This is a genomic window from Vibrio sp. 10N.261.45.E2 (genome assembly GCF_002875705.1).
Classification (GTDB): domain Bacteria; phylum Pseudomonadota; class Gammaproteobacteria; order Enterobacterales; family Vibrionaceae; genus Vibrio.
Map to the genome: position 1 here is coordinate 42,524 of NZ_MCZZ01000130.1, position 19,928 is coordinate 62,451.

Consider the following 19,928-nt stretch of genomic DNA (forward strand, 5'->3'; position numbering starts at 1 on the left):
ACCCGATTTGGTCTAAAAAACAAGTTCATTCCATAATTCCGCTCTCATTTTAATGGAATAATACTCGTGAAAAACACTTTTGAGCTTATTGACAAGCCAACCTTCTTTGGTGCTATTGCACTCCTACTCACGATAGTTTTCCCGCTAATTTTGTTCCCTGCTCAGGGTGCAGACTGGATTGCGATTGCGAAAACATTCATGACGGATCAACTTGGATTTTTATATCTTGCTCTAGGGCTCGCTGCCTGTGCATTTATGGTTTACGTTGTGTTCAGTGACATGGGACAGATTAAACTGGGCGAAGCAGATGAAGAGCCTGAATTCAAAACAGCATCATGGGCTGCAATGCTATTTTGTGGCGGTATCGGTGCAAGTATCCTTTACTGGGGCTGTATTGAGTGGGCTTACTACTACCAATCACCGCCTTTCCAACTAGAACCAGGCAGTGAAGAAGCTGTTCGTTGGGCAGCAACTTACGGTTTGTTCCACTGGGGACCAATCGCTTGGTCTATCTACTTGATTCCTGCAATTCCTATCGCTTACTTCTTTTATGTACGTAAACAGCCAGTTCTAAAAATTTCTAGCGCGTTGATGCCAGTTCTTGGTGAACACCGCAGCAAAGGCGTACCGGGGAAAATCGTCGATATCCTTTTCATTTTCGGTCTACTAGGTGGCGCTGCAACAACCCTCGGTTTAGCTGCACCTCTAATCACTGAAGGTCTAAATCACCTATTTGGTCTGCCTAAAAATAACCTAACGCAAGTGATGGTGCTTTTAGTGTGTACTGCGATTTTTGCTTACTCTTCTTATGCTGGTTTGGAAAAAGGCATTAAGATCCTAAGTAATATCAACTTCTGGGGTGCGATGGGGCTGTTGGCTTTCGTTCTGATTGCTGGCCCAACAATCTTCATGCTAGAAACAGGTTTAGACTCAATTGGTCGCTTACTGTCTAACTTCTTCGTGATGGCAACGTGGGCTGAACCATTTGGTGGTTACGGTACGTTCGAAAACACTCATTTCCCACAAGACTGGACGATTTTCTACTGGGCATGGTGGCTAGTATTTGCGCCAAGTATGGGTCTGTTTGTTGCGCGTATTTCTCGTGGCAGAACCATCAAGCAAATGGTGTCAGGTTCTATCTTCTTCGGTTCACTAGGTTGCTTTTTGTTCTTCATGATTCTAGGTAACTACGGCTTATCACTACAGCTTTCTGGTGAGCTAGATGTAGTTGCTATCCTGAATGCAGAAGGTGCAACTAAAGCAATCTTCTCGATGCTAGCGCAGTTGCCAATGAGCACGTTAGTTATCGCAGTATTCACTTTGCTTTGTATTATCTTTACAGCAACGACGTTTGACTCTATCTCATACATCCTTGCGTCTGTTGTACAAAACAATGTGACTGAAGAGCCAATGCGTTGGAACCGTATGTTCTGGGCATTCACTCTGTCGTTCTTGCCAACGATTCTGATGTTCTTGGGCGGTCTAAGCACGCTACAAACAGCAGCGATTGTTGGTGGCTTACCACTACTTGCTATCTCTGTAATGTTGATGATTTCAGCGGTTCGTGCGACTAGCCTCGATTTACGCCATCAAGATGCATACATCGAACCAACGATCAATATCGAAGAACTACCAGACATGGACCCATGGTCTGCAGAAGGTATGGCACTGGCTCAATTTGAGAAAGAGAGAGATGCTGCGCAAGAAGCTGCGGAACTTGAGCGTGTTGCTTACACAGAACTAGCAGCAGTGAAGAAAGAAATTCGCGCTTATGTGCTAGAACAAGGTTCGCAAATGGAAACTCACGAGTTACCAGAGAACCTACAACAAGCACTTGAGCAGGCCGAGAGCAATCTTAGTGCCGCACAAGCGAAAAAGATCGAGTTATCTGAGCAAGCTCAGAGTGCTCGTATCACGTTCAACCAGGTGGTTGCAGACTTACCGCTTGCTTGACATTAGCCATGACGCAGTCCATTGATTTGGACCCTCCTAAATACGACAAAGGCTCACAGAATTGTGAGCCTTTTTTTGTCTGGATCGTTTGCTAATAACTAAATAACTAACGATTTGGGTGGTTCAAGATGTGGTCTTATTGAGCACTAAATATTTAATTCAATTAAAACAATTAGATAAACACCAACCACATTGAGTTTGTCCCAAAAATGTCCACACCACAACTTCACGGTACTTTGTTACTCTTCCCTGCACTCCAAAACGAAAACCCGCTTTTCGTCACCCCACAAACTCGAATTCAACAACGAGAGTTTTGATTTTTTGGCTGTTCTGTTTTGAAAAAATACAAATCCACTAAAATTCGCTTTCAAGCCTTGCCCTATCTAGCTTAACAAGACACAAAAGAGATCTTTAAAAATCCCTTTCAGATCGTCGAAACAGTGACAAAAAACAGCTCAACCATTATTTATCAATAACTTACAAATAATCACCAGATCTTTTCTGATCGTTAATTTTTCAATTTGCTGAAAAAAACTGAAATGACTGAAATTCTATATAGGGCTATATAAGCCATTTTGAGAGGGTTTACCCCGCCCCAAACCCCTTTGTAGCAAAAGGCTTTGCACCTTATCCGCTTGGCTTCCTGACCTCATGGTTTTTCATAACTCAAAAACTGTAAAAAAACTGATCGAAAAACCGCGCAGGCGGGTGAGGAGAGTGCGGATTTTGTCATCCGGTCTTTGTGTTTCGTGGCTCTGTGGTCGCTGTTTGCCCCGTAGTGATGTTGTTCCGGTTTTGCCTTGATGCAGACATAAAGAAACGCAGCCGTTTGGCTGCGTTGATTGTGGGCGTTTCTGTGGGCTAACTTGTTTGTGTAATTTGGTCGAGTCTCCCTTTAAGGTTGGAACTATCCGAGCCATGGCCACTAATGACACTCGCTTGAACTGGTGCTTTAGTTGTTGCCGGGCCAGCTACTACACCACTATGCGTATGAGTCGCTAATGTGTCGGCAAATTCTTTCACTACCTGCATAAGTTCAGACAGAAGAATCAAGACGTTCTCTTGCTTAGAGCCTACCCACGTTTTTGGTGACTGCAGCCACTGGTGATCAGCAGCAATACTTCGGCGAACTTTGCCGATAGTCTCCACCAATTCGCCAGCAGTCGCGGTTTGCATGTTGCCCAAGCTGCCTAGCACAATGTCATCACCTGCAATTAGGTTAATCGCGCCTAGTGCTTCAATAAGCTTTTTGCCGATCACTTCTTCAATGCTGTGCTCATCAACCAAAATATGGTGCTGACCAAATTCACCACGATAGCGTTCCACTTGGTCGAGCTTTTCGAATGCTCTTTGGCTTTGCGTTTGGTCGGTTTTCTGGGTAGTGTTTCCTGCTGCATCAATTCGGTTGCTGACCTCTTCACGCTGCTGCTGCAGTTGTTCCCCCGGCTCTATCGACGGCAATGCATATTCACGGCCATAAACACCACGAATGATAGGTCTGTCATTCCGGCCATAGGCGAAAGCGATTTCAACCAATGTTCCCTCTAGAGGGTAAGACAGCAATCCAGATTCATGCCCACTCATATGAACAGGTAATGGAATCGAACGATAAACAGGCACGCTAATGTCTGGGTTTAAGTTTTCATCAAGCACCTGAACATCTACCGCAAACCTTGGGCGGAATGGGTCAGCAACTTGCCCGGCTGTTGCTGTATCCCTTACTACCTCAACACGGCCAAACATAGGCAAATGAAAACCTGCTGCCAACTCTGGGAAGTTCTGCAGCGTTTCACGTTTCTTTGGTGACACTTCTGATTGTTCAGTCTTCCAATAAGCGGTCATTTCGTCTTGAATCAAATCAACTCGATTGATGCGCTTGTGGTTCATGACTCTGCCCGGCCTTAGCATAGGAAACGGAACAAAGGTGACACTGTTACCACTTTGGCGACTGGTGAACTCTTCCGGTATCGGCATAGGTTTGTCGTTGAAGTGGCTATCTTGATACGAACCGAAGTACACGACCTGATCAGTATGTTGGAACCAAACACAATCTGGAATCGAAAACGCCTTGGCGATTTGCTCTAAACATTGATAGCCCGTTCCTTGGCAAACAAAGTTTGGAATCGTGGTTTTGATGTAGTCAGCATCAGGCAGATTGAATTCAAGCCCTGTCAAATCTGAAAGAACGCCGATCACCTGCTCTGCGGTTGGGTGCTCTAGGCTAACCGCCCAACGTTTTGACAAAATGCCAGCCAGTTCTTTTACCGTAATTTTATGATAGCCATTAGCAGCAGGTTGCACTTTGTCGATATACCCCTCAAACCATGGGGCCGTTTTATTCTCATAACCAATATCAAAACGTACAGACGCAAACTGCTCTGGCTTTTCCTTGGTTTCAACTTCGAAGATCGCAACACTGCCTAGTGATAGCTTTAAGCTCACCATGTTACTAACCAGTTTGACTTCTTCACCACTAATAAACAGGCGTTTTTCTAGCTTCATTGCGTTGCTTCCTCTGCGTTATTCAGAGCCTGTTTTAGTCGTGTATTTTCTCGTTGTTCTGGCTTGGTTTGCTCTTTCGCACGTTGTTCTTTTTGCTCTGCCACACTGTTGTGCTCTCTCAGCTCAAAAGAGACATTCCAAGCCTGTAAGGTTTCATGCTCTCTTGCATTGATACGGCCTGTGAATTTCACGTTTCGAATCTTGAGTGCTAACGCAATATCATTACCAATCCGATAAACCCTGCGTGTATTGGTTTCGTCTTTGTCCGATGCAAGCGAATACAACTGGGTGAGCGTTTCTACACGTGTGAAAGGGACACGGCCACTAAAGGTCAGTTTCTTACCTTTATCGCCTTGCTCCGCAGTATCGGTACCCGATGATTGGCCGCTCATGTCTTGGTCTTTTAACTCCATCGACATTTCAACTTTCATCGAGTCTAAGTTAACCGGCACACCATCGAGAGCTAACATAGCAACTCCTCAAAAAAGGTCATTGGTTCATGGCTAAGCAATAGACTCGCCACGGTGAATTGATGATTGTTTGGCGCACCTGCTTGGCTAATCTGCGTTGCGATGCTTTCAGCACTACCAGAAACAGAAAAAGCGTAAACACTACCTTTTAGGTTTTTAAGTGCATTTATCTGGGCTTTGACATCACCCAACCTAGTAGCTCTCTTTGCTGCCAGCACCTGCAGTTTACCGATCACATGGTTCTCGTCATCGGCTAACGATTCTAGTGTGGCAATTTGTGCACCCTGCCAACGCAAAGCATCATGCAATGGGTTGGCATTGAGTTTCGCCATAGGTTTAAAGCGAGGCTGGACGATTGCAGCAGATTGGTGAAGCTTATCGGTTTCATTAGTCACTAGTGCCTTAGTTTGCCTACCCACCTGACACCAATCTGGTAAAGGAAACACGGAAACAAGATCCGCCAACTGATTAGTGAACTGTGCTAATTGTGAAGCTGTCACCATAAGTGCGATACAGTGAAGATTGCCGCCCTTGGTTTTAGGTAAAGGTCGGTACTTATCAGCATGATCACGGAGTTTACCAGATAGCACTTTGACGGCTGCCTGTGGGTTCAGGTAACAACCCGAATCCAACTTGGTACCAACTTGAAACTGATAAGGTGTGGCGGTTAGTACAGTGCCTTTTCTTAACAAAGATTCAAGATCACCACGTAACCCAATTAACGCACTCGCTTCTTCACTTAAAGAGTGACGCCCATAACTGGCGTCACTTTCAAGGTTAGTTAAGCGGCTAACTGCATCATTCATCGTTGTGCCGATTAGGTCTATTACCTGCTCGGCACTGGTTTGAATTGCTTGTGAACTGCTAGGCCAACTAAGTGGGGATTGTTTCCACATACGGCTTATACCTCGGAGTAAAGCTCTGGCGGAGTCGGCCAAGGGTTTTCGGATTGGATTAACTCGACTGCCGCATCAGCTTGCTGTATGAACGCTGCCGCCTCATCAGTTAAGCCTTTCGACTCTTTGCGCCATGCTTCCATGTATAGAGGATCACTAACTTCACGGTAAGCTGCTCGACGTGCACTATCTACTTGATCATATTCAGCAATGTATTTATTGCTTTCGTTAGTTACCCAAGCGTCATTAATCCACTCATCCCATTGCGTAACTGGCTTTTCTAACGTGTATTCATCAGTGACCAAAGACGCATCATCAAACACTTTCGTTTTGTGATTTTGCTTATTGTGAGCCGTTACTTCAACTGGCCTTAATTCAACAACCCATTTCTGATTATTAACATCAAACTTGGCTTGTTCGGTTTCTTGATCAAAAGTGGGGTTAGCTACCCACGTAGAAAACTGAGGCAAGATATATTCATCATATCCAGCCACCTTATGGACTTTACTCTCCCCCTGATAAATAAGGGTCTTGTAATCGTAGTGATAGGCTAATTTCATTACATCCAACCTCGGTGAATTTTGATTGAAAGGTTTGCAGTGTATGGGCGATTCTCATTAGCAGTAGGAACGACTCGTGACGCATCAAACGCAAAAGCATGATAACCGGAAAGACCAGATTGCAATGCTTGAATTTGTAGTTGCCAATTTCCCGACGAAAAAGCTCCATTTGCTGCTTTGAAATCAAAATAACCATCCACCGAACCAGTAATATTTCGAATCGCATCGCCTTGTGTGGAACCATGATTTATGCCACTAGGATTACCGCGAACAAAATGCCCTAAATGATGATTTGGCAATGTGAACGTGGTTGCACCATCACCATCACCAAACTTCATGGCGTGAGTCATAGGGTCAGCGTCTTTGGTTGCTTGAGACACCACCAATCCAGTGCCTTGCGCATACTCCCACAAAACCTTATCTACTACTCTTGAAAACTCACCGCCTTTCGCATCAAGCCAGCCTTTTTTCTCACCTTCCATATGAAAAGGGACAACCATGCCTACCATGCTTTGCATCAGATTCTCGTTATGAGTATTAACCCGCCAATCAACCACAGAACCATCGCCATTAATTCCGGCCAGTTTTGCGACATAGTGCTTATCACCGTTACCGTCCACATAATCGGTTAGCTCGGTTTCAGAAACTGCAATCGTGACTTTGTTTTCCCACACTGACAGCGCGGTACCTTGGCGAACAACATCTACATATAAACCGTTGGGTTTAGTGGTGATGGTTTGCAACACTTCACCAGTTAACACACCACGTAAACCACCGACATAAACAACACCAGGAGTCACTTTGTATTTGTTTGGGTCAGCTTGTTGGGTTACGTCGAACCCATCAACAAAAGCGGTATGACCATAGTTATCTAAGCAGGCCAAACGGTGGTCTTCTTCGATGCCTTTTAAACGTGCTTGATAGTCAATCTGCCAAGTCGACGCATCAACGGTAATACCAGCAATTTGCGCGGCTCCGTCATAGGCTTGCACCAATGACTTAGTGCTAGCCATACCGTTTTCTTTGGTTTCTTCGGCTTTGTGTACCACCATTCCGCAAGAACTCGGCACATTCTTGTCACGTAGATAAATCGCGTTAAAGGTGAACTCTGCAACGGTACCGGGGATCACAACAGAATACGCCAGTGCGTTGTCACCAAGTTTACCCACTTGGTCGATGTCTTGTTGATGTACCCATAGCGAAACATCAGGCAAACCATTTTCACGGTTAATTGGTTGGCTTGGGTCTAACCCCGGAATGTGCGCAAAAATCATTTCGTTCATGTCTGGTGCATCACCGACACTAATCTGATTTTGCAAGTAACGCTCAAATTCGAGCGGGATTGCCGTTTGGCTCATTGGGTACCTCCCCCTGTTTTCTTTAACTGGCTATACAAATGTTTACCAACTAAAGGCTGGCAATGAATACTTGTTGTTGATGTTCAACTGGCTGTGGTTTCACATTCATTTCAACGGCTTGTTTAGTCTCTGCTAAAAACAGGCTGAAATTGTGTGAGAACTCACCACTGGCAACGGTTAAGGTTGTCGGGAACGTCACTTGAAAACGGTAGCGGCGACACGTCCGGCCATACTGTTCAATTAGTGTTTGAACCAACTTGGTATTATTGGAAATATCACCATCTGTTAGTTCAATGGTGCAAACGTCCCACTGCACTGCATCTTCACGTTCTTTAAACGCAACGATACCAATGCCCAACCTTTCAAAAATTCGCTTAAACCCTGCAACACTACCTGCGTCTTTGGCATTCACGGCAGCGTATTTCACTCGCTTACGAAACAGCGAAAGCGGTTCACCCTCAAAGCGTTTGATGTCTCTATCCCAAGCCATTAGCTCCAAGGTGTTTTCGCTGCATGTCAGCGCATCCATTTGGCGAAGCGGGAACAGCAACCAACCCCAAACCATTTGGAAGAATGCAAACACGCCTTTTGATAGAAAGTGCGGCTCTTTGACTTCTTCCGATGTGGTGCTGCCGTCTTGCCACCATGGAATAACCGTTTCCGGTAACTCTGGTGCATGTTGCTCTTGGTTGTAGCTTTGAGGTTCAGACATGGCTTACTACCTTACCGTTAGCGTTTTCAAACGTGGCTGCTCTAGGTCGCTGATAATGTCCTCTTGAACCTTTCCGCCTACGGTGAACTTTACCGACTCGACCTGCGCCATATTGGTATGAATCTCAGTACCAAGCAGAGAAAGGCTAAAGCGGCTTTCTGGTTTTGCGCGGGTCATTTCTGGATAAGCGGCAGTCTCACGAAATGCTGCCCTGATACGGTCTTCGACTTCTAGCAGCTCATTAACTTTGGTTGCTTCGTCTAAGTTCGCCACCAAAACAACATCAGCGATCACATCGTGCTCAGTATCTGGAATAGCTTTACAAGTCAGCACATCACCATGCCCGTGATGCCCTTTAGCCATAATGTGGTCATTTAACTGGTCAAGAACGGGCTGTGGTGTTGCTCCGACTTCCATCAAGATCAATGCTTCTGCAGTGCCCGGTGTTACTTCACCTGTATTGTTGAAATAGATGTTATCGCTACGAATCCCGGCAACACTGGAAATAATGGAGCGGTAAACATCATCAATGTGCCATTCACCCGAACTGGTGAAAGCGTTCTGAATACGCAGTGCCAGTTCTTCTTCACTTTCAGCGTCTGCGCCTAATTTGGTTATCCAGTCAGGTTCGTTAACCGCATCAACAATGCCCGGAATCTCTTCTGGAATGATATTGAAGTAACCTGCAGGCAAGTTAAAAGCTGCGCCTACTTCGAATGCTTCAACCAGAGCTTTGCCTGTTAGCTGACCCGCATCAATCACGGTTTCAGCAAGCACTCGAACCTTATACACCACACCATCAATTGGCAGGGTTTGAACCACTTTACCCGCTTCTATCGTGACAGCATCAGCAGCGTTCGCCTTGGTTAAGGTGATATTGCCTTGTGTTTTCTCTGCGTCTTTCGGCTCGATGTCATGCTCCCAAGCTTTCAGCTCTAAAGCCCAACGTTCTGCCGTTGCCACAAACATATTTGGCATGACGTGTTCTGCTAGTAGTGTTCTGATCAGCCACACACATGGTGTAACTACAGCGGCGCGAACCCATCGCCAAAACGGTGACATTTCAGAGTCGTTAGATACCTTACTACCAGCTCCCGCGACTTCTTGTTTTAGCTTGGCTTCGAATTCATCTTCGGTAACAGGCACACCCGATTCACTTAGAATCTCAACAAAGTCTGCGTTTGGTCGTTTGCTCATGCCCCGTTCTCTCCTACAGAAAGTTCTAGATCACCATATTCATAAGCGGTTGCGGTTAAGGTAATTTCACCCGCTTCTAATTCTGTTGCGGTTGCGGTACCGGGAACGACTCTCACATCACGCTCGGCTAACTGCTCAATCTGCACCATCACATCAGCGCGTAACGCTGGGTTACGTTCAGCAACCAATTGACGGGCTAAACCCGATTCCATAATGGCGTGCTTAATATCTTGTGCGATGCTGTATAAATCGCTGCATTCAGCAGGCTGTTGACCTGCGTCCATATCCCAGCCACCGTCAATCACTTTAATGTCGATGTACTTTTTGCTTTCTGATAAATGGCTATCCGGCATTGAGTTCATCCCATTCGGCTAACTGGTCTGGTGTAATTCCATTCGGCGCAGTGATGTAAACGTCACCGTATGAGTTCATGTTGCCGCCTTGTGGCTTATGGGTAGTCGTTACGTTTTGAACCATGCCTGGCGGTAGTGTTGGCATTGCTCCCGGCTGTTTGTATTCGGCAATGCTGCCACCGTTACCCGTTGGCATTTCTGGGGCGTCGAACGCCATTGGCTGAATAGATGTTGGGGCGTTGCGTTCGGCTTGCACTGCTGCACTCACTTCTGGTGTATCAACCTTGCTACCCAGTTCAATATCCACACCGGGGATCATGTTCAGCAGGTCAACAATGCCCTCAATAGCTCCGGCAATAACATTAAACCAAGCCGTATCTTTGAATGCTGCGGTTAAGTCGTCCCACCAATAGATTGCAGCGGCTACACCACCAATTAGCAGTGCAATACCAGCTACTACCCACGTGATTGGGTTCGCCCATAAAGCGGCATTGAATAACCAAGCGGCGGCGGTGCTTGCAATTGTGGTAATGCGTAGCAGTTTCATGATGCTGTTCAAGCCCGTCATGGTGACGGCCCAACCTGCAGACATCATTTGCCCAATACCCATAGCGAGCGAGAGTGTTGCGACTACACCACCAAGGGATAAACCCGCAATAGCAACATAACCCAGAATTTCAGCAAGCCACGGAAATTCATCCGTCCAACCAGTGATATAAACCAAGCCATTAGCCATTGAACCCACAATGGCATTGATAGACGGTAGAATGGCACCAAAAACTGCAGCACGAACGGCAAACCATGAAGCTTCGAGCCGTTCCCATTGGTCGGTCATTGCACTTGCCATTTCTTCGGCTTTTGACATGCCTTGGACTTGGCCCAGTTGTTCAATGCTTCCTGCTAACCCATCAGTATCAGCCATAAGCAACTTGATCATGCTTACCGCTTCCTCTGAACCAAATGCTTTTTTCAAGTCAGCAGATTCGGCAACGCTGAGCGTGTCACCGTACTTACCTTTCAACTGATCGAGAATATCCAGCATTGGCAGCATTTGCCCTTGGCTGTCTGTAAAAGACAAATTAAGTTTGTCTTGAGCATTGGCAACGCCAGCTAGGAACGCTTTATACTTGGTACCCGCTTCACTGCCGCTCATAGTTGCTTGCAACGTACCTAAGATCGCCATTTGTTCATACATCGCAATACCTGCCGATGTAGCGTTAGCACCCACACTGGTGAAGGCACTACTCATTTCACTACCCGTTGTCTTGAACATTTGAACGGCACTGGCGGTCATGCCTGCTACTTGTTCAACCCATTCACCTTTGCCCATTTCTGTGGCTTGGTTCTTAAATATCCCGTACATGGTGCCCATGTAACTGGTGATAGTGGCAGTGTCAGCTTTAGTAGCGGCAGCAAGCACACCCGAAGCTTTAGTAAACTGGGAAAGCTCATCACCGCTTAAACCCGCAATAGCGGATTGAATATCATAGGAAGCACCAACAAACTCAGTTGCTGATTTACCGTACTCAGCAGCAAAATCTAAAGCCGTTGCTTGTAACTGCTTTAACGCATCATCAGTGACACCAAGTGATTTAACCTCACCTAGTTTTCTGTCCATTTCAATGGCAGGCATCAACGCATTTTGGATAGCAAAACCGGTAGCAACCAAACCTGCGCCACCTGTCGCCATGTTCTGCATACCTTGTTTGCCTGCTTCCATGGAAGATTGCACTTCTTTGGTAATGCCTTGCAGTGGCTTGGTAACTTGGTCAACCAATGCCACGTGCATTAATAGCTTTTCCATACTCATTGCGTAATGCTTACCTGCTCTTTACTGAAACTAATGGTTGAACAATCGGCTAATTGCGCTCATTACTGCTCTTTCTTCGCGTTCGAACTGGTGTTTATCCAGCCAGATAGCGCGGCTTAAACTTTGTTCGTCGTCTGGTTCATTGGGTAGAAAATGACGACGCAGGGCAAAGGCTTGTTCAAGTGGGTTATCTTCAATCCGCTTTGCCCTGTCAGTTATTTTTTTAGTGAGATTTCAATGCCACCTTTAGAGGCATTACTCACCGTTGCGAACAGCTCAATGGTTAGACCGGGCACGCTATCAAGTAACTCGATCAGCGCATCTTTCTGCTCTGGTTTAACAGTGCGAGTCAAATACGTGTATGCAGGAGCCACTTTGTTATTCGGCATCATGTCATTGGTATGGTTGTTCGCATCTTGCACCGTTGGGGTGAATTCGAAATCAGTACCACCGATAGCCACTACTACAGGTTTTGATGTGAAAGCAGGTTTAGTCATTTTCTTCTCTCTTCGTCTTTTGTGTGCTTAGCTTCGTGCTTGGCACGCCATTGCAAATAATCTTCGGCCTGCTGTGCGCATTTACTCAGGGCCGCTTTTAATTTGGGTACATCTTCACTAGCAGTTATTAACGGGCTAGTACCTTTAATTTCTGGTTTATGACACGGAACAATCAGCCCAGCAGGAGGTAACTTGACGACGACTTGAGTTGCAATCAACTCAGTACGGTTCGCGCAACCGGTTAGCAACATCACTAGGCCAAGGCTCTTGATAACACTCATCATCGGCCAATTGACGTCGAAGCATTTCAATGTCTTCATTGAGCTTTCCCTCTATAGTGCTGTGCAGCCTTGTTCTATCTACCAGTAACTGATTTGCATCACTGTTTTCTTGGGTGAGTGTTTCAATGGTTGCTTGGCTAACTTGATTAGTTGATAACGCATTATCTAAACGTGCCCTTAAAGCGGCCTGCTCTGACTTACTTGCTTTCAACATTAACCACATCGACACCATAGCGACCCCCACTGCAGCAATAACTAGCCACTTAACCCATTTGATGTTTTTGAATGGAAAGGCAGCGATCATGCTCTTTATCCCTACGGTCAATTAAACCTTTCAACTTCACACCACCGCCATAAACCCATCTTGGCAACTCATGACAGGCTTTCGTAAAGTCACCCTGTTTGATGAAGCGATAAATCTGCGTTTCACTACCATCACGATTTCGCATAAATCGAGTACAGCCGGTGTTAAAGCTAAAAGAAGTGAATGCATCGAACTGACCTTGTGACATCTGTTTACCAGAATCTGCCTCTGCACGACTGATACATTGTTCAGCCTGCTGCAAGTTCTTCACCCAGTCGGTTGCTATTTGCTCCAAAGACACCACTTGGTCATTTACGCCATGAGTGTTTCCAATGCCATTAGTGGCCAGTCCTGCAGGGCATGTGTACGGGTCTTGTCGGCACCCCTCTGCATCACCGATAATTTCCAAACCAATTGGGCTAGTTCTTAGCTCGCCTACTTGCACACCTGAAATCGTCACGGTGCCTGTTGGGCGTTCTGAACTATTCAGTGTCACACCACCTGTAACCAAACCGATCACAGCAGCGACAGAACAAATAATTCGTTTAGTCAGTTTCACTTAGTGCCACTCCTTTTTCGCTTGCAATACGCTGCATCGCTCGTTTATGCCAGTAATTCAACCCTAGAGCTGCCAGACCAATGGCAAGCGATAAGATGAAGTACCACTGTTCAAATGTCAGTTTGCTGATAGTCATACCTGCCAATGACATTAGGTAAGCAATTCCGCTGGTTATTTTGTCGTACCAGTCTTTCATTCCGTTACTCCCGCTCTGCTTGGCAAGATGCACAGTAACGACACCCCGCTATAGCAACTCGACGCGCTTCTGGGATTTCATCGCCACACTCGTAGCACTCTTTCGCGCTTTCTTGTTGGCCTGTCTGCACTGACCGTTTAAGTTGGCTTGCAATAGCCATTTCGGTGAATTTGGCTTCATTACTACTGGCATGGTCGATAAAATCCGGCATTCGTTATCTCTCTGGTTAGGCTTAAAGCAGACCGCGTGTATCGTCTGAACTTAGGTATGGAATACCATTGATGCGGACAAAGTGCGGACTCGTTACAAAACCTTTCAGTTTGCGCTTGGTCTTATCACTGCTGTTAGGGTCGACACTTAGTAGATCAGAGATTTGAAGCTTCACACCAAACAGTTCCACTTTGTCTTCCGCATCGCCTGTATTTGCATAGAACATGCAATCATGAGGCTTGATGCCACGCCAGCTACCTGCTTCACGTGCTTTTTGCTGCAGCTTGCGGAAATTGTTTAAATCAAACTCATATTCCACATCACAGCCAACCGCACCATGCGTAAAGCCCGTTGGAATTCCGCGCTCTTTATCAACGGCTGATTCATCATTAATGGTTGCGGTTGCCGACTCCACATGAAGCATGACGCCAAGAACATTGATGTCGAAACTTCGACCTGTATAACGAGAAGTCATTTATTACTCTCCTAGACGTTGGTTAAGCATGATGCCGATTGTGATTTTCACTGGGCACTCATAAGGCGTAACAGCTAGCAGAATTTCCACTTCTTCACTGTTAATCCAAGTGATGGTGATATCTTCATCTTGTGGCGGTTTGATTTCACCGGGGAACTCGTAATCGCCGATTTTCGTTACTACCGCCATTTCGCGCAGGTCTTGGGTAAAGTAGAGTTTTGCGCTTGCTTCACTGCCCGGCGTTGAATTGAACTCACGATCAGCGATTCGAGCAATCGCACGTACACGAACTTTACGAGCTGCTTTCATCGCAACACGGATATGGCGAATATCTTGAAAGTCACCACCCGAAACATCTAAAGTACGGCCCGTTGTCCAGTACTGCCCCGGATAATCTGGGTACCACATCGGAACCGCAATTCGACCGGCTTCCAGTGCTTTAAGGGTTGCCAACTCCAACGGCTTGCCGTCTTTATCCGTTGCCAGAGTCATGCTACCCAGTACGCTGCCTGTTTTGACTCGTGCAGGGGAATCAGCAATAGACACTTCTTGGTTTGCTAAACGGCCAGCGTAAATACCTACTGTTGAGTTTTCTTTATGGACTTGAGGAACAACGGTGATGTACTCACTTGCTCTGCTTGTTGGTACCGCGACTGTTGCTGCCAACCACTCCGCCCATGTTTCACCCGTCACCGAATCATCATTGATACCCGGCAAGGTGCAGATCATGAATACTTCACGGCCTAACTTACTTTTCAGTTCAGTACGGAAAGCAACAGCTTCTTCAAGAGTCGATGTGCCTGTATCTGGCTTATCAAGCACTACGGCTTCAAAGCTTGATGTTTCATTGGCTTTAAACACTGCGGCTTGCCAACTGTCTGCGGGGTCTAAGACGATCACACCTGCAGTCCAGTTTTGTTTCCCGTTTAACTGGGCAGCTTTTAGCGTAAGCATGTGCACAGGGTCGATGTTATCGAACGTGCTATCTGCAAAATCCGTGGTGTTGTCCACCATGATTAGGTTGCGCTCTGTTCCTGCGACTGTGCCGTACACAACAAACAGAAAGTGAAATTCAACGCCCGGAATCGGGCCGCGCATCATGTTCAGAATTTTAATAATGACGGTAGGCCATGCCATGAGTATTTATCCTCTTTTTAGGTGTTTAGGTTGAACGTTCCAACCGTAATCAATGCCTTGGAAAGCTCTTGTCCATGCCTTTCTCAAGTTTGTTCTTGAAGCCCCTAGGAACTTGCGAGGCGGTACAACAATTTCCCAAGTACTCTTAATCCGAACTAGACCAAGTTTCCTCAGTTGCTTAAATGCGCCTCTAACTTCGTACTGAGTTAGGTTTTGAGTCATCCACTTAATCGTTGGGACTCGCTTTGAGCCTCTTTTAGCTTTAGGGTTAATTCGCCTTGCATAGACTTCATAACCAATATCCCGTAAGGCTTTTGCTTGACCACGAGTACACATAGCAGTGTCACTAAGCTGATTTTTTCGCCCCGATGGAGTGTTGTTTTTGTGCGCTCTGCGCTTGTGTCCTTGCTGATGGAAATTGGCGACATATGCACCGTGGATGCCGTAACTACCTTTTCCCACTGAGATTGTCGCGGCGTCTTTGTTGGCCTCGACATAAATCAGCTTCTTAAAGCCTGTGAGCATTTTTTTGCTCTTACCCTTACGCTTGTTCTTTCGAGCTTTCCACGCCTTACCATCAGGGCTTTGCTGTTTGGTAATATTCCGCTTTGATATTTTTTGAACTTCTTTAGCGACTCTTCGCAAAAGGCGCTCTCGTTTTTTTGCTGGCATGGCAAGGGTTTTCAAGATCTCGCCTGTTCTAAGCACACCCTTTTGATCCCACTGGACTTCAATCATTGTTTTAAATCCAAGGTGAATCGCTCAGCTATCCAAACTTCATATTCGGCTAAGCTGTATTGCTTCCCATGCCAATGAATAGCCCCGCTTTCGTCTTCGATCATCGTGACAGGTTCAATAAACTGAATATCAATTTCTACATTGGCGGTATTGTCACTTTCAGGCTCAACTTTGAATCTAGGATCTTGCAGTTCATAAGTTTCACGGTATGGGTCATTGCTTTGTAACCAAGCCATAACCGAAGCCATGACGATAGCTGGCTCAAACTCTCTAAAGGGAAACCGCTCTATTGAAATGACGGCTTCGTATTCCATCATTCCTAAATCAAACCCCAAGCCTTGATGCTTTGGTGTAAGTTGCAGTTCTGCACCATCCATCCACGATTCAAGTAACTTGTGGCACTTTTTAGGGATTACTGTCAGTAGGTGAGCAGTTAGCGTTTGGAGCAAATAGCCCATCTCGCTTTGACCTTTAGACTCAATACTCATATAAGCTCCACACCCACTCGGCCTTTGCCTTTAATTGCTCTAACGTGCTGCTGACTTTCTGCAAGCAAGCTATCCTTTGTGTCAGTTTCTTTTTCAGCTACTCGATCACCGGCATCTTTAGTTTGTTGGGTTGCGAACTCTGGCAATAAATCGGCCTTAGCTCTCGCATACACAGCCTTTTCATACAAAATGACCAAAAGATTCTTTTCACCGATACTCGGTTGCCCTGTCACATCAGAAGCTTTAGCGAATCCGCTTTCTTGGTATTTCTCTTTGGTCGTTTGTAATTCAATGTTTAGCTGTGCAATCGCAGCAGCTACGGCGTAGGCAATGGCTTCTTTGTCCATATGTGCAGGAACACCACGACGTTTTTCAAAATCACCTGCATTGATGTCTGGCCAAAAGCCGTCATTGGTGATGTTTGTATCTTGATAATCTGTTCCAGATGAACCATTAAACATCGAATTGCCCTTGCTCTTTGTATTAAGGAATAAGTGAGCCTCTAGCCACTGGGTCGACGGTATTGAGTTAACCTATTGGCACTCTTACCTCACCAGCCGAGGCTCGGCGGCGTAGGAGTCTTTACAAATTCTTGCCATCTTTAATGGCACGAATGCGTTGCTCGATTTGACCAATCTTGGTTTTCACACCCACTTTGTCGTACTTGTCGTTAGCGTGTTGCAATAGCACCAAAGCTTTTTCTAGTGTTTCTAAGCACCCGATAGCCGTTGGTTGTGGTTGGCCCTCTTCATTTCGAATAAGGTACAACCCTGCGAATCGGTACCACTTGGCATGAACTTCTTCATGCAATCGCCACTCTTTTTCGACCTTTTCAAACACCTTGCTGAAATAAGGCTCAATTGAATGACCACGGCCAGATTCTTTTTCTGCCCACTCAAGCACTGCATCAGCACAGACAGTCGGCCAATCACGGCGGAAGTTGTCCGGTGTAGGCAAATCCAGCTCGATAGCTTTCAAACACCAATCAATAGCGGTTTCCATGTCGTTGACATCAAACAGCCAGATCACCATGTTGGTAAAAATTGGGTTTTCGAATACTTCGCCTTTTGCTAAGTAAGCTTCCACGTACGGTTTGTACTTAGGCACTAAAACTTCTCGCTTATGCTTCACTTTGTCTTCGATAGCATTGAGCTGTTTTAGATACTTACGATCTTCTTCAAAGTCGATCAGCTTGATGTGCAGGCTTTCGGTATCTGCACCGGAAATCAATTCCGATGCAGACTGGTTAGCTTGCTTTTCAAGCATTTGTTTACGCTGTCTTGCTAATGGGCTAACCATGTTTCACCCCTTATGCTGCTGGCGCAGGGTCAACAACAGTGACAGTTTCGATTGCAGCAAACTTTTTAAGGTTGCCCACTGCGTAGCCTTCCATACGAATATGGTTAGATTCGAAACGTAGCTCATCGTCATTGTTTTTCTGGCGACGCTGTTGTGTGTTTGCTTGGGTAAGAACTTGTAGGTTCTTAGTATTTGTCACCCACACTTGGTCAGCAGGGAAGAACGGAGGCGTATAAGCTTTTTTGCCTGCAATGGTTTTTGCAAGAGCTTGTGCCGCTTTATGTTCTGTCGGTGAATTTGCCGCTTCTAGCAAACGATGTTGTTCAGCCGCGACCAAATCAGAACCAACTAACACGACAAGATCAGGGTCTTGGCGATGTTCTGGAGCAATAGTTGTGTTGATTAGGTCTTGTACCAACGAATCAAGGTTTTTGTACGAATCCGCTGCCGCACCAGTAGGGTCTAGCTTCGCAGATGCCAAAACTTGACTAGCTTTCTTCTCTTTTACAACTGTAAGCCAGCCCTTGTTTACGTCTTGGCCTAGTGGATTAGCATCTGGGTCAGTAGGCGTTGCGATTGATGTACCGTTGAAACCTACACGGAGAATATCCAATGCAAACACACGAGAAATCGCGTTTAGCATTAGTTTCAACCATTCGCCTTTCTTCCCTGAGTTCGCCCATTGGGTCATTGTTTCCCAAAGAATATGAGCACCAGAATCCGTTTTGGTCAGTTCGTAGGTATTACCACTTTGACCCATTTCACGACTGAAACGACCTGATGAAGTACGACCTGTAGAAAGACCATCATTACCAACATCTACCACTTGACCTTTAATCTGCTGCACAGGTAGCAGAGAGATCATGTTTAAGAATTCATGAGACTCTAGGATTGCCTGACGTAGAGCAGTTTCCATCGGCGGTGTGATGTTAAACGTTCCATAAGGGACGTCTAAACCAGCGGCTTGAGCTACGGATAAACTAAACTCCGCTAAGTATTTCGTTGAAACAGCATTCAGCATTAAAATACTCCTTCCATTTTGTCACTCGCACCCTCACTACCCGGCTCTTGTCCCGGCACTTCTTGTGAAAGTTTGTTAAATTTCGATACCAAACCGTTCACTGTTTCTACCAGTGGGTTTAGCTTGTCATCCAAAGCTGCAGAGAACTGTTCAACAGTTGCCCCTGTATTTACTTCCGGCTCTGGTTCTGGGTTTTGCTGCGAAAACTCTTGTTTGAGTTCATCTTTCAGCTCGGTTTTTAAGGCACTAAATTTTTTATCAAATAGTGCTTCTAGTTGCTCTGGAGTCACGTCAATGTCCTCTGGTTCAGGCTCTACAGGTGTAATTTCTGGCAGTGCCCCGCCAGATTGGAAATGTTTTGCCAAATCTGAGAAAAACTTAGAGATAGGATTTGTTGTGAAGCATTCGGACACGTCTAACTCTTCAAGATCACTACATTCAATCTTGGTCACTTCACCTTGCTTGCGTGAGAACTCAAGGCGGTCTGTTCCTGTAGATGCTGGGGAGTCAGTCACAGCTAGGCCCATAAGGTAACATCGCCCCTCGCCCTTGTAATCAGGATTAGGCTCAATAGATGTAAATAGCTTTTGTCCATCTTGGTTAGCATCAAGCAAATATTGGTTTGGCGTAATCTTGGCGAATAGTCTCAACTTGCCGTCTTTCTTTTCGGCTTTTAGTTCTTCAACCACACCCCAGTTTTTACCCTCAAACACATTCCAGTGAGAACGTGCGTGTTCAGGCCAGATCATCGCGGTGTACTCAGAAGTTGAATACAGCGATGCCATGTCTTTAATCCATGCTGCAGTTATTTGGCGACCATCTACAGTAGCCCCCTCAGTTGCAACAATTTTCCAATCACTGGTTTTGCTCATGTTTGTCGTTTGCCTAGTTAAATCACGTCAAATAAATCTC

Annotated in this window: 22 protein-coding genes and 1 pseudogene; 1 reads left to right on the forward strand and 22 read right to left on the reverse strand. The window is 45.8% G+C overall.

Annotation, left to right across the window (positions count from 1 at the left end; translation table 11 throughout):
- Positions 1-66 precede the first annotated feature (66 nt).
- Positions 67-1,953: a BCCT family transporter gene (locus BCT34_RS14560; RefSeq protein WP_076653561.1), complete on the forward strand. Its 1,887-nt coding sequence runs from the start codon at positions 67-69 to the stop codon at positions 1,951-1,953.
- 861 nt (positions 1,954-2,814) lie between these two features.
- Here the strand turns inward: BCT34_RS14560 and BCT34_RS14565 are convergent.
- The 22 genes and pseudogenes from BCT34_RS14565 to BCT34_RS14675 all read right to left on the reverse strand — a co-directional run bounded on the left by BCT34_RS14565 (position 2,815) and on the right by BCT34_RS14675 (position 19,888).
- Positions 2,815-4,455: a hypothetical protein gene (locus tag BCT34_RS14565; RefSeq protein ID WP_076653564.1), complete on the reverse strand. Its 1,641-nt coding sequence runs from the start codon at positions 4,453-4,455 to the stop codon at positions 2,815-2,817.
- Complete coding sequence (locus BCT34_RS14570) at positions 4,452-4,925, reverse strand: DNA-binding protein (protein ID WP_076653566.1); 474 nt, start codon at positions 4,923-4,925, stop codon at positions 4,452-4,454. Before BCT34_RS14570 ends, BCT34_RS14565 begins: the two co-directional genes overlap by 4 nt.
- Positions 4,919-5,821 carry a hypothetical protein gene (locus tag BCT34_RS14575; protein ID WP_076653569.1) on the reverse strand — a complete coding sequence of 301 codons (903 nt, stop codon included), beginning with the start codon at positions 5,819-5,821 and terminating at the stop codon, positions 4,919-4,921. The genes BCT34_RS14570 and BCT34_RS14575 overlap by 7 nt, the downstream gene beginning before the upstream one ends.
- Before the next feature lie 5 nt (positions 5,822-5,826).
- Complete coding sequence (locus tag BCT34_RS14580) at positions 5,827-6,381, reverse strand: hypothetical protein (RefSeq protein ID WP_076653571.1); 555 nt, start codon at positions 6,379-6,381, stop codon at positions 5,827-5,829.
- Positions 6,382-6,908: 527 nt separating this feature from the next.
- Positions 6,909-7,739 (reverse strand): annotated as a pseudogene (locus BCT34_RS24800) (phage tail protein); the annotation flags it as partial.
- Positions 7,740-7,788: 49 nt separating this feature from the next.
- A complete protein-coding gene (locus BCT34_RS14590) occupies positions 7,789-8,451 on the reverse strand; it encodes a phage tail protein (RefSeq protein WP_076653574.1) in 663 nt (220 codons plus the stop codon).
- 6 nt (positions 8,452-8,457) lie between these two features.
- A complete protein-coding gene (locus BCT34_RS14595; RefSeq protein ID WP_076653576.1) occupies positions 8,458-9,648 on the reverse strand; it encodes a baseplate J/gp47 family protein in 1,191 nt (396 codons plus the stop codon).
- Complete coding sequence (locus BCT34_RS14600; protein ID WP_102300486.1) at positions 9,645-10,010, reverse strand: DUF2590 family protein; 366 nt, start codon at positions 10,008-10,010, stop codon at positions 9,645-9,647. Before BCT34_RS14600 ends, BCT34_RS14595 begins: the two co-directional genes overlap by 4 nt.
- Entirely contained in the window at positions 9,991-11,811 is a 1,821-nt protein-coding gene (locus tag BCT34_RS14605; RefSeq protein ID WP_076653578.1) for a phage tail tape measure protein, read from the reverse strand. The genes BCT34_RS14600 and BCT34_RS14605 overlap by 20 nt, the downstream gene beginning before the upstream one ends.
- Before the next feature lie 215 nt (positions 11,812-12,026).
- A complete protein-coding gene (locus tag BCT34_RS14610) occupies positions 12,027-12,308 on the reverse strand; it encodes a putative phage tail assembly chaperone (protein WP_076653580.1) in 282 nt (93 codons plus the stop codon).
- 219 nt (positions 12,309-12,527) lie between these two features.
- Positions 12,528-12,893 (reverse strand): hypothetical protein, encoded by a 366-nt coding sequence (locus tag BCT34_RS14620; protein WP_076653585.1) that lies wholly within the window; start codon positions 12,891-12,893, stop codon positions 12,528-12,530.
- Positions 12,853-13,452, reverse strand: a complete 600-nt coding sequence (locus BCT34_RS14625; protein ID WP_076653587.1) for a lysozyme — start codon at positions 13,450-13,452, stop codon at positions 12,853-12,855. Before BCT34_RS14625 ends, BCT34_RS14620 begins: the two co-directional genes overlap by 41 nt.
- Positions 13,439-13,648, reverse strand: coding sequence for an HP1 family phage holin (locus BCT34_RS14630; RefSeq protein WP_076653590.1), 210 nt, complete (start codon positions 13,646-13,648; stop codon positions 13,439-13,441). The genes BCT34_RS14625 and BCT34_RS14630 overlap by 14 nt, the downstream gene beginning before the upstream one ends.
- 4 nt (positions 13,649-13,652) lie before the next feature.
- Positions 13,653-13,859 carry a TraR/DksA C4-type zinc finger protein gene (locus BCT34_RS14635; protein ID WP_076653592.1) on the reverse strand — a complete coding sequence of 69 codons (207 nt, stop codon included), beginning with the start codon at positions 13,857-13,859 and terminating at the stop codon, positions 13,653-13,655.
- 21 nt (positions 13,860-13,880) lie between these two features.
- Positions 13,881-14,333, reverse strand: a complete 453-nt coding sequence (locus tag BCT34_RS14640) for a phage protein (protein WP_076653595.1) — start codon at positions 14,331-14,333, stop codon at positions 13,881-13,883.
- 3 nt (positions 14,334-14,336) lie between these two features.
- Complete coding sequence (locus BCT34_RS14645; protein WP_076653597.1) at positions 14,337-15,470, reverse strand: DUF2586 domain-containing protein; 1,134 nt, start codon at positions 15,468-15,470, stop codon at positions 14,337-14,339.
- 6 nt (positions 15,471-15,476) lie between these two features.
- Positions 15,477-16,208 (reverse strand): phage virion morphogenesis protein, encoded by a 732-nt coding sequence (locus BCT34_RS14650; RefSeq protein ID WP_076653600.1) that lies wholly within the window; start codon positions 16,206-16,208, stop codon positions 15,477-15,479.
- Positions 16,205-16,696, reverse strand: a complete 492-nt coding sequence (locus BCT34_RS14655; protein ID WP_076653602.1) for a phage tail protein — start codon at positions 16,694-16,696, stop codon at positions 16,205-16,207. Before BCT34_RS14655 ends, BCT34_RS14650 begins: the two co-directional genes overlap by 4 nt.
- Complete coding sequence (locus BCT34_RS14660) at positions 16,693-17,157, reverse strand: head completion/stabilization protein (protein WP_076653605.1); 465 nt, start codon at positions 17,155-17,157, stop codon at positions 16,693-16,695. The genes BCT34_RS14655 and BCT34_RS14660 overlap by 4 nt, the downstream gene beginning before the upstream one ends.
- A gap of 121 nt (positions 17,158-17,278) precedes the next feature.
- Positions 17,279-17,995 (reverse strand): phage terminase small subunit, encoded by a 717-nt coding sequence (gene gpM / locus BCT34_RS14665; protein ID WP_076653608.1) that lies wholly within the window; start codon positions 17,993-17,995, stop codon positions 17,279-17,281.
- A 10-nt stretch (positions 17,996-18,005) separates the two neighbouring features.
- Positions 18,006-19,016 (reverse strand): phage major capsid protein, P2 family, encoded by a 1,011-nt coding sequence (locus tag BCT34_RS14670; RefSeq protein ID WP_076653610.1) that lies wholly within the window; start codon positions 19,014-19,016, stop codon positions 18,006-18,008.
- Positions 19,016-19,888 (reverse strand): GPO family capsid scaffolding protein, encoded by an 873-nt coding sequence (locus BCT34_RS14675; protein WP_076653612.1) that lies wholly within the window; start codon positions 19,886-19,888, stop codon positions 19,016-19,018. The genes BCT34_RS14670 and BCT34_RS14675 overlap by 1 nt, the downstream gene beginning before the upstream one ends.
- Between the last annotated feature and the right edge of the window lie 40 nt (positions 19,889-19,928).

Excerpts from the sequence above, each read along its gene's own strand:
- BCT34_RS14565 (WP_076653564.1), bottom strand. The coding sequence starts at position 4,455 with ATGAAGCTAGAAAAACGCCTGTTTATTAGTGGTGAAGAAGTCAAACTG.
- BCT34_RS14570 (WP_076653566.1), bottom strand. The coding sequence starts at position 4,925 with ATGTTAGCTCTCGATGGTGTGCCGGTTAACTTAGACTCGATGAAAGTT.
- BCT34_RS14575 (WP_076653569.1), bottom strand. The coding sequence starts at position 5,821 with ATGTGGAAACAATCCCCACTTAGTTGGCCTAGCAGTTCACAAGCAATT.
- BCT34_RS14580 (WP_076653571.1), bottom strand. The coding sequence starts at position 6,381 with ATGAAATTAGCCTATCACTACGATTACAAGACCCTTATTTATCAGGGG.
- BCT34_RS14590 (WP_076653574.1), bottom strand. The coding sequence starts at position 8,451 with ATGTCTGAACCTCAAAGCTACAACCAAGAGCAACATGCACCAGAGTTA.
- BCT34_RS14595 (WP_076653576.1), bottom strand. The coding sequence starts at position 9,648 with ATGAGCAAACGACCAAACGCAGACTTTGTTGAGATTCTAAGTGAATCG.
- BCT34_RS14600 (WP_102300486.1), bottom strand. The coding sequence starts at position 10,010 with ATGAACTCAATGCCGGATAGCCATTTATCAGAAAGCAAAAAGTACATC.
- BCT34_RS14605 (WP_076653578.1), bottom strand. The coding sequence starts at position 11,811 with ATGAGTATGGAAAAGCTATTAATGCACGTGGCATTGGTTGACCAAGTT.
- BCT34_RS14610 (WP_076653580.1), bottom strand. The coding sequence starts at position 12,308 with ATGACTAAACCTGCTTTCACATCAAAACCTGTAGTAGTGGCTATCGGT.
- BCT34_RS14620 (WP_076653585.1), bottom strand. The coding sequence starts at position 12,893 with ATGATCGCTGCCTTTCCATTCAAAAACATCAAATGGGTTAAGTGGCTA.
- BCT34_RS14630 (WP_076653590.1), bottom strand. The coding sequence starts at position 13,648 with ATGAAAGACTGGTACGACAAAATAACCAGCGGAATTGCTTACCTAATG.
- BCT34_RS14635 (WP_076653592.1), bottom strand. The coding sequence starts at position 13,859 with ATGCCGGATTTTATCGACCATGCCAGTAGTAATGAAGCCAAATTCACC.
- BCT34_RS14640 (WP_076653595.1), bottom strand. The coding sequence starts at position 14,333 with ATGACTTCTCGTTATACAGGTCGAAGTTTCGACATCAATGTTCTTGGC.
- BCT34_RS14645 (WP_076653597.1), bottom strand. The coding sequence starts at position 15,470 with ATGGCATGGCCTACCGTCATTATTAAAATTCTGAACATGATGCGCGGC.
- BCT34_RS14650 (WP_076653600.1), bottom strand. The coding sequence starts at position 16,208 with ATGATTGAAGTCCAGTGGGATCAAAAGGGTGTGCTTAGAACAGGCGAG.
- BCT34_RS14655 (WP_076653602.1), bottom strand. The coding sequence starts at position 16,696 with ATGAGTATTGAGTCTAAAGGTCAAAGCGAGATGGGCTATTTGCTCCAA.
- BCT34_RS14660 (WP_076653605.1), bottom strand. The coding sequence starts at position 17,157 with ATGTTTAATGGTTCATCTGGAACAGATTATCAAGATACAAACATCACC.
- gpM (WP_076653608.1), bottom strand. The coding sequence starts at position 17,995 with ATGGTTAGCCCATTAGCAAGACAGCGTAAACAAATGCTTGAAAAGCAA.
- BCT34_RS14670 (WP_076653610.1), bottom strand. The coding sequence starts at position 19,016 with ATGCTGAATGCTGTTTCAACGAAATACTTAGCGGAGTTTAGTTTATCC.
- BCT34_RS14675 (WP_076653612.1), bottom strand. The coding sequence starts at position 19,888 with ATGAGCAAAACCAGTGATTGGAAAATTGTTGCAACTGAGGGGGCTACT.